The sequence below is a fragment of the Salinifilum ghardaiensis genome (assembly GCF_054491345.1).
In genome coordinates, this window is record NZ_CM137101.1 from 132,768 (window position 1) to 146,404 (window position 13,637).

10 protein-coding genes and 1 tRNA gene are annotated in these 13,637 nt (G+C 71.4%); 2 read left to right on the forward strand and 9 right to left on the reverse strand.

The genetic code is table 11. The features are described from left to right. Window positions 1-2: 2 nt before the first annotated feature. The 8 genes from ACVGV0_RS00565 to ACVGV0_RS00600 all read right to left on the reverse strand — a co-directional run bounded on the left by ACVGV0_RS00565 (window position 3) and on the right by ACVGV0_RS00600 (window position 10,832). Entirely contained in the window at window positions 3-3,356 is a 3,354-nt protein-coding gene (locus tag ACVGV0_RS00565) for an arabinosyltransferase domain-containing protein (RefSeq protein WP_459157880.1), read from the reverse strand. Between the two features lie 674 nt (window positions 3,357-4,030). Further along, window positions 4,031-4,975 carry a galactofuranosyltransferase GlfT1 gene (gene glfT1 / locus ACVGV0_RS00570; RefSeq protein WP_459157881.1) on the reverse strand — a complete coding sequence of 315 codons (945 nt, stop codon included), beginning with the start codon at window positions 4,973-4,975 and terminating at the stop codon, window positions 4,031-4,033. 89 nt (window positions 4,976-5,064) lie between these two features. Then, complete coding sequence (wzt, locus tag ACVGV0_RS00575; protein WP_459157882.1) at window positions 5,065-5,973, reverse strand: galactan export ABC transporter ATP-binding subunit Wzt/RfbE; 909 nt, start codon at window positions 5,971-5,973, stop codon at window positions 5,065-5,067. 13 nt (window positions 5,974-5,986) lie between these two features. Continuing rightward, the gene (wzm, locus tag ACVGV0_RS00580) at window positions 5,987-6,838 is read right to left on the reverse strand and encodes a galactan export ABC transporter permease subunit Wzm/RfbD (protein ID WP_459157883.1); all 852 of its coding nucleotides are present in this window, start codon (window positions 6,836-6,838) and stop codon (window positions 5,987-5,989) included. Between the two features lie 316 nt (window positions 6,839-7,154). Next, window positions 7,155-7,697: a bacterial proteasome activator family protein gene (locus ACVGV0_RS00585; protein WP_459157884.1), complete on the reverse strand. Its 543-nt coding sequence runs from the start codon at window positions 7,695-7,697 to the stop codon at window positions 7,155-7,157. A 236-nt stretch (window positions 7,698-7,933) separates the two neighbouring features. Continuing rightward, window positions 7,934-8,914, reverse strand: coding sequence for an NAD(P)H-quinone oxidoreductase (locus ACVGV0_RS00590; protein ID WP_459157885.1), 981 nt, complete (start codon window positions 8,912-8,914; stop codon window positions 7,934-7,936). A gap of 173 nt (window positions 8,915-9,087) precedes the next feature. Beyond that, window positions 9,088-9,861, reverse strand: coding sequence for an ABC transporter permease (locus ACVGV0_RS00595; protein ID WP_459157886.1), 774 nt, complete (start codon window positions 9,859-9,861; stop codon window positions 9,088-9,090). Then, window positions 9,858-10,832 (reverse strand): ABC transporter ATP-binding protein, encoded by a 975-nt coding sequence (locus ACVGV0_RS00600; RefSeq protein ID WP_459157887.1) that lies wholly within the window; start codon window positions 10,830-10,832, stop codon window positions 9,858-9,860. The genes ACVGV0_RS00595 and ACVGV0_RS00600 overlap by 4 nt, the downstream gene beginning before the upstream one ends. A gap of 225 nt (window positions 10,833-11,057) precedes the next feature. Between ACVGV0_RS00600 and ACVGV0_RS00605 the strand changes: the two genes are divergently transcribed. After that, the gene (locus ACVGV0_RS00605; protein WP_459157888.1) at window positions 11,058-11,570 is read left to right on the forward strand and encodes a MarR family winged helix-turn-helix transcriptional regulator; all 513 of its coding nucleotides are present in this window, start codon (window positions 11,058-11,060) and stop codon (window positions 11,568-11,570) included. 71 nt (window positions 11,571-11,641) lie between these two features. Then, window positions 11,642-11,726, forward strand: a tRNA-Ser gene (locus ACVGV0_RS00610). Window positions 11,727-11,825: 99 nt separating this feature from the next. Here ACVGV0_RS00610 and ACVGV0_RS00615 read toward each other — a convergent pair. Beyond that, window positions 11,826-13,472, reverse strand: a complete 1,647-nt coding sequence (locus ACVGV0_RS00615) for a cation:proton antiporter (protein WP_459157889.1) — start codon at window positions 13,470-13,472, stop codon at window positions 11,826-11,828. Window positions 13,473-13,637 lie beyond the last annotated feature (165 nt).

The following is a 13,637-nucleotide window of genomic DNA, read 5'->3' on the forward strand; positions in this document are numbered from 1 at the left end:
CCCTACTGCCCGCCGGCCGGGCTGTTCGAATCCTGGTCGTCGTCCGACTGGGAGTTCTGGTCCTTGTCGTTCTCGTTGAACACGCGGATGTTGTTGCGGTCGTTCGAGTTGGGAACGTCGCCCGGCAGGTGCACCGGGTTCGGCAGCGGGCCGGGCCGCCAGGTGCCCCAGTGCGTCTCCGAGTGCACCTGCATCGCCGCCTGCGCCGGCAGCGCGTCCGGTTGGTACGGGTCCACCGCGTAGAGCGAGCCCCAGTCGCGGTGGATGTTGTTGCGCAGGTACGTGGGCAGTTCCCGCATGCTCGCGACCACGTTCAGCCAGCCGAACTGCCCGCCCGCGTCCGGGGAGGACCAGCCCTGGCCGATCTCCCGCACCTCGGCTCCCCCGGCCACGCGGAACCGCGGGATCTCCGCGACGCCGTTGTGGCTGCCCGGGAAGTCCAGGCACGGGTTCACCAGCGCCGCCGGCCACTCCACGAACGTGCGCTGGTCGTGCACGAAGTCGGTCATGTTGACCAGCTGCGGCACCCGCGGTGCGCTGAACGCCAGCCACCCGTTCGGCCCGATCGCCTGGTCGACGCCGACGACGCGGACCTTCGTGGCCTTCTCGGCGTCCCCGGAGATCGTGTAGCGGTGGTCGCGCCACCTGGGCGCGCCCTTCTGCGCGATGCCCTGGCGGTCGAGCACCTCGAAGCCGTCCTCGGTCTCCCGGCCGAACTCCAGGTACAGCGAGTTCGCCCCGACCTCGTTGCCGGCGAGCGAGACGACCACGGGCACCTCGCCCTGCGCGGCGCGCTCGGGCAGGTCGTACCACTGGGTGCGCAGTTCGCCGGTGCTCAGGCCCTGCTTGTCGTAGCTGCCCCACACCGGTGCGTCGTCGGTGCCGAACCTGTGCGGCGGGGTCCAGTCGGGCTCGGTCGGGTCGGTGCCGTCGCCGTCGGGGAGCCGGCCGCGGTCGAACCCGGTGATCTTGGCCTGCAGGTACTCGTCCGGGCTCTCCTGCTCCTCGAGCCGCGAGGGGGGCATGTCGAGCTTCGAGTCCTCCTCCAGCGGCGCCGCCCGCGCCGGCTGGCTGTCGGAGACCGGCAGCATGCTGTTCTTCGGGTTCGTCTCGACGTAGACGTAGTCGGACAGGCCGCAGCTCGCCCCGGCGACCTGCTGGACGTTGTCCGCGCCCATCGAGTAGCTGCCCCACTGCTTCTGGATGACCTTGGCGAAGTTGGCGACCTCGAACAGCACGAGCAGCGCGCACAGGATCGACAGCGGAGCCGTGCCCAGCCGCAGCGCGCGGCTGCGCTTCTCGTAGCTGGTGAAGCTCTCGTCGACGACCTTCGGGTTGTTCTCGTCGATGCGCAGGTGCTCGATGAAGGCGACGACCAGCGCGATGCCGGCGGCGACGAGCAGGTACGTGCTCACGCCGTTGCCGAACAGCTGCGGCGGTTTGTCGAACCAGGGCACGCCCCACCCGGAGACGTACCACCAGGCGTTCGGGCCGGTCGTGGAGAACGCCAGGATCAGCAGCAGCCCGGCGATGAACACGGCCCGGTTGCGCTTCGAGCGCAGCACGGTGCTGCTGGTCGCCAGCGCGGTCAGGGCGGCGAGCGCGCCGCCCACCGCGGCGTAGATGCCGAAGTGGTGGGTGTGCTTGGTGGGGGTGAGCATGAGCACCACGAAGTACATCGCGGTGATCGCCAGCAGGCGCCGGCTCGGCCCCAGCGACGCCCCGCGGATCCGCCCGCGCCGCAGCAGCATCACCAGGCAGGTGGCGATGCACAGGATCACCAGCAGCACGGGGAAGCGGCGGGTCATCGACCCGTCGGAGGAGGAGCTGAACAGCAGGACGTACCGGTTGAACTCCTCGAACCAGCTCTGACTCGGGCCGATCTCGGTGCGGATCGAGGTCGCGTCCAGCACCGACTGCCAGGTCTGGTCGACGTAGATCAGCGCGAGGATGACGAAGCCGGAGGCCGCGATCGGCGCGAGCACGGGCAGCCAGCCGTAGGCGTTGATGCGCTTGCGCAGCAGGCGCACCAGCGGTTTCGCCGCGGCGATGTAGGGCAGCACGGACACGAGCCCGTGCGGGTTGGCCGCCACCGACAGCGCGGCCACGACGAGGCCGAGGGTGGCCGGCATGAGCCGCGCGGTGGCCACCGAGCGCTCCACCGCGCACAGCGCCAGCAGGGAGAACAGCACGACGACCGGTTCCGGGCGCAGCCCGTTGTTGTAGGGCAGCCAGAACGCGAGGAACACGGCCGCTGCGGCCCAGCCGGCGGCGTGGCTGCGGCGGACCTGCTGCCCCAGCCGCGGCAGCACTTCGCGGCTGATGAGCATCCAGCTGAGGATGCCCATGATCAGGGCGGGCAGGCGCACCCACGGCGTGGCCGTGGAGATCTGCACCCAGAAGGCGTAGAGCTCGTAGAACCAGCCGAACGGCGCCTCGGGCGAGCCGAGCCACCGGTAGTAGTTCATCACGTAGCCGGCGGACTCGCGTGCTCGCGCGATCGACAGGATGTAACCGTCGTCGGAGGTCATCGCGCCGCCGATCCACCAGAGCGCGAGCACGCCGATGACGGAGGTGTCCCGGAAGGTGGGCCGCCACCACCCGCGCGGCACGAGCCGCGGCGGTCTCCTGCCCGCGCGCACGTCGAGCCGGCGCACGCACACGATCGAGCCGATGAAGCAGGCCACGGCGAGCAGCATCACCGCGATCTTGAGGACGGTGGGGGAGCTCTCGTACCGGTCGTCCACGCGGGCCTGGAACGAGGTGCCGGACACGGGGTCCTGGCTCTCGTCCAGGTCGGAGTAGACCCCGGTCACCTGCGGACGCTGGTCGCCGTTGAGCTGGGCCAGCTGCGCGTCGCCGACGCTGGCCGTGGTGCTGCTGCCGTCCGAGTCGATCGAGATCGCGCAGTCGCCCGCGGGCAGGTCCGCGCTGCCGACGCGTTCACCGGCGGTCAGCAGGGAGAGCTGCCCGTTGCTGATCTCCAGGTTCAGCCCGGTGAGCTTGCCGTAATCGGAGTTCGGCGGGTTCGTGGCCAGCAGCGTGCCGGTGCCGGGGGTCCGCGCGTCCAGGCTCCGCGCGGTTTCGCACGACATGTCGAACTTCAGCCACACCGGTTGGTAGGACACCAGCGGTGCGGAGACGGCCTTGGTGCCCTCGGCCGTGGGCCACTTCAGCGTGGTGATCTCGTGGTTGACCGGCATGAACGGCACGGCGAGCGAGAGCAGCGCGCCGAGCAGGCCGAGCAGCGTCGCCAGGAGCGTGACCCGTCGCGGCGACGCCCCGGGGCCGCCGCGGGGTGTGGCGGACGGTTCCTGCCCGTCCGAGTGCTGCTGCTGATCATGCCCGGTGAACACGGAAGCGAGAATAGTAGCCGGGTGCGCGGGCCCTTCCCCCGAGTGCGGTGCTTGTGCGAGCTGCCACGTCCTGTAACGCCGTGCGCTGGGAGCTCAGCGCGCTCTCAGTTCCGTCTCAGCGTTCCGTGACCGGTCGGTGATCTGTTTTCCCCCGGAATGACACAGGGTTTCGGCGGCTCTTCCGCGCGGAGCGCGCCCGCGGAATGTCGGATCGGCGCCGAGTGCGCGGCATTCTCGCGGAAACACGAATTGTCCTCATGCGACCGGGCGGTGCGCGGATCGTCGGTTTTGCGCGAGGGTTCCGCGGTCCGGCCGGTGTTCTCGAAAGACCTGGGCGGGAGCGCCCAGCGGGGGCGAACCCCGCCGTCGGAACAACCCCGTGGGCGGGAGCACCGCGACCGGGAGCGCCCAGCGGGGAGCGGGGCCGCAACGTCCCCTCGGAGGATCCGCGCGCCCCGGAAGGACCGCGGGGCCGCGGTGCAGCGGGGCCGGAGCACCGCGCGGGGCTCCGCGCGGCGGAGGTCCTGCGCGGTGGCGGTCCTGCGCGGGGGCTCCGGCCGCGCAGGACCTGCTCAGCGTCCGCGCGTGGCTACCCGATGCCGGGGATGCCGCAGCGAGGTCTCGCCGGAGGTGCCCCCGTCCGCCCGCCCTCAACAGCCAATACGCGGACTCCCTCAGCGGCGGAAGAAGTGCTCCCGCCGCCCCTGGCGCACCAGCCGCAGCCAGTCGCGGAACGCCTTCGGATCGCGCCGGTGCCCCACGAAGTACAGGCCGAAGCGCAGCACCTCCAGGGCGCCGATCTTGCGCATCCCCGGCTGGGAGAGCAGGTAGCCCCGGTTGCGGTAGGTGTAGTAGCGCTTGTTCGCGTCCGCCGGGTCCTGCGCGTGCAGCCGGCCGCCGAGCATCGGCTTGAACTCGGCCGAGCCGTCCGGGTGCACGAAGCGGGTGCGCAGGGAGGTGCCGAACGGCAGCCCGGAGCGCACCACGCGCCGGTGCATCTCCACCTCGTCCCCGCGGAAGAACAACCGGTAGTCCGGCACGCCGATCACGTCGAGCGTGCCCGCGCGGAACAGCGCGCCGTTGAAGAACGAGGCGATGCCCGGCAGGAAGTCCGCGCCGTCGGGGCCGCGCAGCTCCTCCGGGCGCCGCTTCCACGTCAGACCGCGCCGCAGCGGGAACGCGAGCCTGTCCGGGGTGTCGATGTTGACCACCACCGGCGACACCGCGGCCAGCCCGCGCCCTTCGGCCTCGTCCAGCAGCGTGCGCAGCGCGTGCTCGTCGGCGGGGCGGCCGTCGTCGTCGCCCAGCCACACCCACGCGGCGCCGAGCGCCAGCGCGTGCAGCATGCCCAGCGCGAAGCCGCCGGCGCCGCCCAGGTTGCGGTGCGCGGGCAGGTACGTCGCCGGGATCGGCGCCTCGGCCACCACGTCCGCGGCCGGCTGGTCCGGCCCGTTGTCCACGACGACGAGGTGGTCGGGCGCGCGGGTCTGCCCGGCGATCACCTTCAGCGACTCCGCGAGCAGCTCGCGCCGGTGCCGGGTGACCACGACCGCGACGACGGCGTCGTCCGGCAGCGTGCGCTCGGGCTGCGCTGGCTCGGGATGCGCTGGCTCGGGCAAGGCGGGCTCCGGCTGGGTGGGATCCGGGTTGGCGGGCTCGGACAAGGTGGGCTCCGGCTGGGTCGGCTCGCTCCGGGCGGGGTCGGTGCTCACGCGCTCGCGTCGTTCTCCGAACTCGACTGCGCGCACGCCCCCTCGGCCGCGGCTCCGGCCGAGCTGGTGCGCGCCGCCGACTCCAGGTCGGAGCGGTTCGCGCCGTTGGTTGAGGTCTCGGCGCTGCCCAGGCGCTGCTGGGCCTCCTTGCTGAGGTAGGGGAACGGGTCGTAGCCCTTGTAGTGGGTGAGCACGTGGCGCAGGTCGCCGCGCTCCTTGATCCCCCCCTGGTCCATCCACAGGGCCGTGTCGCACATCTCGACGAGGAACTCGTCGGAGTGCGAGGCGAACACCAGGATCCCGGAGCGCTTGACCAGGGCGTGCAGCCGGTTGCGGGCCTTCTCCATGAACTCCGCGTCGACCGCGCCGAGACCCTCGTCGAGGATGAGGATCTCCGGGTCGATCGAGGTGACCACGCCCAGCGCCAGGCGCACCCGCATGCCGGTGGAGTAGGTGCGCAGCGGCATCTCCAGGTAGTCGCCGAGCTCGGTGAACTCGGCGATCTCGTCGACCCGCTTGAGCATCTCCTTGCGGCTCATGCCGAGGAACAGCCCGCGGATGAGCATGTTCTCGTAACCGGAGATCTCCGGGTCCATGCCCACGCCGAGGTCGAACACGGGGGCCACGCGGCCGACGACGCGGGCGCTGCCCCGGGTGGGTTCGTAGATGCCGGACAGCAGCCGCAGCAGCGTGGACTTGCCCGCGCCGTTGTGCCCGACCAGCGCGACCCGGTCGCCGTGCCGCAGGGACAGGTTGATGTCGTGCAGGGCCTCGATGATCGGCACCTTGCTGTCCGTGCCGATCTTGCCCCCGGTCTTGCCGAGGACGGCCTTCTTCAGCGAGCGGGACTTCGCGTCGAAGATCGGGAAGTCGACCGCAGCGTTCCAGACGTCGATGCTGACCACGGTTTCCTCCCGATCAGACCCAGTACGGCACGCGCGAGCGGTAGTTGCGGAGGACGAGCAGCGCGAGCAGCCACCCCGCCGCCGTCAGGCACAGCACCACGAACCAGTGGTGCCAGACCTGCTGCTGTCCCAGCAGCGGGGCCCGGAGGATCTCCACGTAGTGGTAGACCGGGTTGAGCTGCGCCAGCCACGCCCGCGGGCCGGCGTTCTCCTTGAGCACCTCGATGGGCCAGACGATCGGCGACATGAAGAACAGCAGCTGGGTGAGGCTGTTGACCACCGGCGGGATGTCCCGGAAGCGGGTGCTGGCCACGCCGAACAGGAGCACGACCCAGCCGCCGTTCAGCAGCAGCAGCCCCAGCGCGGGCACCGCGGTGATGATCGTCCAGTCGATCGGCGGCCAGAAGATGGCGAGGATCGCGAAGTAGACGACGAAGTTGTGCAGGAAGAGCAGGAACTCCCGCCAGACCGTGCGGAGCACGTGCACGGTGACCGGCGCGGGCAGCTGCTTGATCAGCCCCTCGTTCTGGATGAACACCTCGCAGCCCGAGGTCAGCGAGCCGAGGATGAAGTACCAGATCATGAACCCGATGGCCATGTACGGCACGTACTCGGAGGGGTCCTGACCGAAGATGGTGGAGTACATCACCCCGAGACCGGCGGCGGTGACGCCCATGCCGAAGCTGATCCACAGCGGACCGAGCACGGAGCGGCGGTACCGCTGCTTGATGTCCTGCCAGCCGAGGTGCGCCCACAGCTCGCGCTGCTGCAGCGCACTGGTGACGTCGCCGATGCCCTTGCGCCAGGAGCGCGGCGAGCTCGCGGGGGGAGCCGGAACGTGTTCCTGCGTGCTTGTCGCCTGCACAATGCGTCAGACTACCGACCGTCGGCGCGGCGCCTGCTCGGGGCGTCGCTCACCTCCGGTGATCGTACTTTTCCGGCACCGGTGGGGAGATCCCCGCCCGGCGCGCCCGCTCTCGCCCCCGATGTCCGCCGTGCTGTCCCCGGTGTCCGCGGGGCCGCCCGGTGTCCGCTGTCCCGCGGCCGCGCTGCACGAATCCGCACGACCGCGGTGCTGGGCCGCCACCGCCGGGAACGCGGTCCCGGCGTGCGGCGCTGCACAGGGGCCGGGTTCCGCGGGCCCGGGTTCCGCAGGTCCTGTGCTTCCCGGGGTGCCGGAGTCACAGGTACTGGCCGGTGCGCGGCCCCGACTCCTGCTGCTGCTCCTGACCGGCGGGCAGGCCGCGGCGCATCTGCTCCAGCTGGGCCCGCGCGGCCATCTGCTGGGCGTACAGCGCCGTCTGCAGCCCCTGGAACAGCCCCTCCAGCCAGCCGACGAGCTGGGCCTGGGCGATCCGCAGCTCCGGCTCGGACGGCGTCTCCTCCTGGGTGAACGGCAGCGACAGCCGCCGCAACTCCTCGACCAGCTCCGGAGCCAGGCCCTGCTCGAGCTCCTGGATGGAGCTGCGGTGGATCTCCTTGAGACGACCGCGGCTGGCCTCGTCCAGCGGTGCCGCCCGCACCTCCTCGAGCAGCTGCTTGATCATCGTGCCGATCCGCATGACCTTCGCCGGTTGCTCGACCATGCCGCGCAGGTCCTCGCCCTGGTGCTCGGGCTCCTCGGCGTCCCCGCCGCCGGCCTGCGCGTCGTCCCCGACGACGAAGACGGACGAACGGTGCTCGGGCTCACCCTGCTCGTCCTGGCTGAGGAAAAACTGCGACATCGTTCCTCCCGGTCCGGCGGTCCCGCCGGTGCGCGGTTCCTTCCCGCGCACCATTGTGCCCGGCTCGCCGGCCCGCCGTGCTCCCGACGCGCGTTCCCGCGGGACCACGGGCAGACCGTTGGCGGGAGCTGCGGGCAGGCCCGCGGGCAGGCGCTGCGGACCTGCTGCCCTCCCGAAGGGGTGCGCGCGTTTCGCGCGAGAGGTACACACCCCTCGGGCGGGTGAGGTACTCGCGTTCAGGGGCGCTCGAGCAGCACCTTGCCGCGCACCCCGCCGGCCTCGAGCATCTCGTGGGCGCGCGCGGCCTCGGGCATCGGCACGCGGGCGTGCTCGTGCACGCGCACCTGCCCGGAACCGATCAGCGGCCACAGGCGTTCGCGCACGTCGGCGACGATGGCCGCCTTGCCGTGCGGGCCGTGCACCGGGCGTCCGCGCAGCCCGAGCACGGAGAGGCTGAGGCGTTTGAGCAGCATCTTGCCCATGTTCAGCTCGGCGGTGCTGCCGCCCTGCATGCCGATGACGGCCAGGTGCCCGTCCGGCGCGAGCGCCGCCAGGTTGCTGTCCAAGTAGGACGCGCCCATGTTGTCGAGGACGACGTCGGCGCCGCCGAGCTCCTTCACCGCCGCGGCGAAGTCCTCCTCGCGGTAGTTCACGGCGAGTTCCGCGCCGAGCTCGCGGCAGTGGCGCAGGCCCTCCGGGGAACCGGCGGTGGTGGCCACGCGCGCGCCGAGGGCGACGCCGATCTGGACGGCGATGCTGCCGATCCCGCCGGAACCGCCGTGCACCAGCAGCAGCTGGCCCCGCCGCAGTCCGGCGTGCATGACCACGTTGGACCACACGGTGCAGGCGACCTCGGGGATCCCGGCCGCGCCGGTCAGCCCGACCCCGTCGGGTTTGGGCAGCACCTGCTCGGCCGGTGCGGTGACCTTCTCGGCGTAGCCGCCGCCGGCGAGCAGCGCGCACACCTCGTCGCCGACGGACCAGCCGGTCACGCCCTCGCCGAGCTCGGCGATCGTACCCGAGCACTCCAGACCGAGGATCTCGCTGGCGCCCTGCGGCGGCGGGTACGAGCCCTGGCGCTGCACCAGGTCGGCGCGGTTGACCGCGCTGGCGGTCACCTCGATGAGGACTTCGCCCGCGCCGGGGCGCGGATCCGGGTGTTCGGTCCATTCCAGCACGTCCGGGGAACCCGGTTCGCGGATCTCGATCGCGTACATGTCCCCGACACTAGGACTGCTCCCGGGAGGTGCGCCGGGGAGGCCGCCGGAGGGGGCAGCGGTCCGCCGGGCGAGCGGCGAGGCCGCTTCCTCCCCGCGCGGAGCGACATCGGAGGTTCCGCTGCCTGCTCCGCTGCGGAGATCAGCACGCGAAACGGCTCGACGACGTCCTGCTAGTCCAGCGCGCGGCGGAGGAAGAACCGGATCCCCGCGTAGGTGAACACCGCGCAGGCGAGCACGAGCGCGAGCACGCAGATCCACGGCGGCATGTGCGGGATCCCGGGCACGAGCGCGCCGCGCAGGCCCTCGCTGACGTAGGTGAGCGGGTTGACCGCGCACACCACCTGGAACCACCGCAGGTCGTGCAGCTGCGCCCAGGGGAACTGCGTGGACCCGGTGAACATCAGCGGGGCCAGCAGCACGGCGAACATGATGTTGATGCGGTGCGGCGGCACGGCGGTGCCGAAGGTCAGCCCGGTCGCTCCACCGGTGACCGCGCCGAGCAGCAGGCACACCGCGGCGGGCAGCGTGGCGACGCCGAACTCCCAGTGCATCGGCCCGAGCATGAGGAATCCGATGGGCACCATGAGCACCGCGGCGAACAACCCGCGCGTGGCGCCGAAGAGGATCTTCTCCAGCGCCACCCACGGCGTCGGCAGCGGCGCCATCAGCCGGTCGTCGATCTCGCGCGTGTAGGAGAAGTCGACGACCAGCGGGAACGACGTGGTCTGCAGCGCGACGAGGAACGAGTTCAGCGCGATCATGCCCGGCAGCAGGATGCGCGCGTACTCCGGCTGCACGTAGCCGAGCTGGCCGAGCACGTTGCCGAAGATGAACAGCATGAACACCGGCTGGATCATGACCTGCGCGAGGAAGCTGGGCAGTTCCCGCCCGGTGACCACGACGTCGCGACCGAGGACGGCGAAGAACGCGCGGACCGAGGTCAACGCAGCTCCCTTCCGGTGTGCTCGATGAACACGTCCTCGAGGGTGGCGCTGGCCGGGGACAGCTCGAGGATGTCCACGTCGTGCGCGGTGAGCGTGCGCGCGATGGGGGCGAGCATCGTCGCCGGCTCCTCGGCCACGTACAGGCGCAGCCGCAGGTCCTCGGCGCCGTCGCCGTCGTCGATCCGCTCCCACCGGTGCACGCCGTCCACCTCGCCGAGCCGGGCGCAGATCTCCGCGGCGTCGTGCCCGTCCGCCCGCAGGCTCGCGTGCACGGCTCCGCTGCCGGGCAGCGATTTGATCAGCGCGCGCGGCGTGTCGAGGGTGAGCAGCTTGCCGTGGTCGACGATGCCGACCCGGTCGGAGAGCTTCTCGGCCTCGTCCATGTCGTGCGTGGTGAGCACGACCGTGACCCCCGCCTGGCGGAGCTCGGCGATGCGCTCGTGGACGAACAGCCGGGCCTGCGGGTCGAGTCCGGTGGAGGGTTCGTCGAGGAACAGCACCGCGGGCCAGTGCATCAGCGCGCGGGCGATCATCACCCGCTGGGACTGCCCGCCGGAGAGGTGGTCGACGCGGGAGGTGGCCTTCTCGGCGATGCCGAGGCGGTCGAGCAGCTCGTCGGCGCGGCGGCGCCGGGTGCGCCGGTCCACGCCGTGGTAGGTCGCGTGCCAGAGCAGGTTCTGCCGCACGTTCAGCGAGCGGTCGAGGTTGACCCGCTGCGGCACGACGGCCACGTGCCGGCGCGTGCCCACCGGATCGCGGGCCACGTCGACGTCGGCCACCCGGGCCACGCCGCTTGTGGGGACGACGCGCGTGGTGAGGATGCCGACCGTGGTCGTCTTGCCGGCGCCGTTCGGGCCGAGCAGGCCGAAGATCTCGCCGTGGTGCACGGTGCAGGTCAGGCCGTCCACGGCGGTGGTGCCGCTCTTCGGGTAGCGCTTGACCAGGTCGACGATCTCAACCGCGGCGGTCACAGTTCCTTCTTTCCGGGGCGCTCCGGGATGCGGGTGCTGCGGTCGAGCCTAATGCCGCCGAGGTGGCGGGGGCAGCGCACCGCGTGCGCGGGGTGCCGCGCGTTCGCGGCCGGTGCACCGCGGCAGCCGTGCCGGTGCACCGCGTTGCACGGGCGCCGCGAGGTCCCGCGCACGTGAAAAGCTCCGCTCGTCCGGGCGATGTGCGCGTAACGGTAGCCTGGCCGGGTGAGGTACGGGAACGAGCGGCGGGCCGAGTGGCTCGACGAGCGCGAGATGGCGGCGTGGCGCTCGTACATCGTCGGCAGCGCGCTGCTGGAGCACCGGCTCAACCGCGAGCTGCAGGCCGAGCACGACCTGTCCATCGCGGAGTACGAGATCCTCGTCCGGCTCTCCGAGCAGTCCGACTGGCGCATGCGCATGCGCGACCTCGCCGACGACGTGGCGCACTCGAAGAGCCGGATCTCGCACGAGGTGCGGCGGCTGGAGCGCGCCGGCTGGGTCGTCCGCCGCGACTCCCCGGAGGACGGCCGGGGCGTGTTCGCGATCCTCACCGAGGCCGGGTGGGACAAGCTGCGCAGCGCTGCGCCGTGGCACGTGGCCGGGGTGCGCGAGCACATGATCGACCTGCTGACCGAGGAGGAGCAGGAGGTGCTGGCGCGCGTGTTCGGCCGGTTGATCGAGCACGAGCGGGCGACGGACTCCGCCGGGGGTGCCCGGGCCGCTGCTGCCGTCGACTGACCCCCGCGGCGTGCCCGTTCCGGCCCGGGCGGCCTTCCGCGCGGGCGCGCCCGCTAGGCTGGCGGTGCCGAGGAGGTGTGGCAGAGCGGCCGAATGCACTCGCCTTGAAAGCGAGCGAACCGCGAGGTTCCGGGGGTTCGAATCCCTCCGCCTCCGCCGCCGTGCGCAGCCGCGGCGCCGGTCGGGCCGGACGCGGACCGACCGGCGCCGCGGGCGTCGGCAGGATCGGAGACGCTGCGGGACCACGAGGCGCCCTCATGATCGACCGACTCCTGGTGGGTCGAGGTCGTCGGTGACGAAGGACAGGGTGGCGCTCGCGGCGGAGGTGAACGGTTCCAGGACGATGTCGGGCTGGGCGCGGTCGAGGCGGCGGGCCTCGTGCTGGGTGTGGGCGGTCAGCGCGATGCGACCTCGGTACTGGTGGTTCCGGAGCCCGTGGATGAGCGCGAGGTTCGTGTCGATGCCGGGGATCGTGCTGATGACCCACCGGGCTTGGTGCAGCGGCAGGGAGTGCAGGAAGTCGGGATCTTCGCCGCTGCCGAACACGGCTGTGGTCCGGTCGTTGTTCCAGACGGCCACCGCTTTGGGATCGAAGTCGACGCCGAGGACGCGGTATCCGGCGGCGGTGAGCTGGTGGGCGACTCTGCTGCCGAAACGGCCGAGCCCGTAGAGGATCACGTCGATGTCGGCGGGGAGTTCGCCGGCTTCGGCGGTGCGCGTGTGGGAGCGGTCCAGCGGAACGAGCCACCGCTTGAGCCGTTCGTAGAGCGGCTTGGAGTACAGGATCAGGTAGGTCGAGGCGGTGATGGTGATCAGCCCGACGATCGTGATCAGGCTGACCGTCGCCGTGCCGATGTGGCCGAGGCTCAGACCCAACGCGGCCAGGATCAACGAGAACTCGCTGATCTGGGCCACGGTGAGACCGGCGAGGAATCCCACGCGCACCGGGTAGCGCATGGTGCACATGATGAGCACGACGATCAGCGGATTGCCGATCAGCACGAACGCCGAGAACACCACCGCTTCGGCGAGCTGGCGAGTGGCGTTCGCGAATTCGAGTTGGGCGCCGAGGTTGAGGAAGAAGAACAGCAGGAGGAAGTCCCGCAGGCTGACCAGCCTGGCGCCGATGGCCTCGCGGTAGGGGGTGGAGGCCAGCGCCACTCCGGCCAGGAACGCGCCCACCTCGGTCCCGAACCCGAGCCGGTCGCTGAGCGCGGCCAGGGCGACCGCCCAGGCGACCCCGAAGAGGACGAGCAGTTCCTGCGAACGGGCGACGTGCTGCAGCAGCCGGGGGAGGACGTAGCGCATCACGATCGCGAGGCCCGCCAGCAGGAGGAGCCCCTTGCCGACGGTGGTCGCCACGTTGACGGCGATCGTGGAGCCGGTTTGCCGTTCGAACGCCGTCAGCCCGATCATCGCCAGCACGACGACCAGGTCCTGGACGATGAGGAAACCCACGGCGATGCGGCCGTGCAGCTCGTCCAGTTCGCGCTTGTCGGAGAGCAGTTTGACGATGATGATCGTGGACGAGAACGTCAGGGCGACCGCGACGTAGAGCGCGGTCACCGGGTCCATGCCGAGCCCGAGGGCGATGAGGAACCCGACGATCGAGGTGAACAGCACCTGCCCCAGGCCGGTGGCCAGTGCGACGGGGCCGGTCGTGCGGATCAGGTGCAGATCGAGCCGCAGCCCCACCAGGAACAGCAGGACCGCGATCCCCAGCTGGGCGAGCAGGTCGATCCGCTCGCCGCCGGGGAGCCATCCGGCGCCGACCGGACCGGCGAGGATGCCCACCGCGATGAACGCGACGATCAGGGGTTGGCGCAGGCGGGTCGCCAGCAGGCCCACGGCTGCGGCCACGGCGAGTATCACCGCGAACGTGTAGAAGTCGTGCACGCTCATCGGTGACTCCGCTCCAGCTCCAGTTCCACATGAGCGACGAGGCCCCGCGCCCGTGCGAGCACACGGTGCACGAACCCCGCTCACTAGGCAAAACGGACGTCCGTGCTCAGACGGTAGCTGGTGTTGCAGCTGGCCGTGAACTCGAACGGGGGTGCGCGGGCCCGG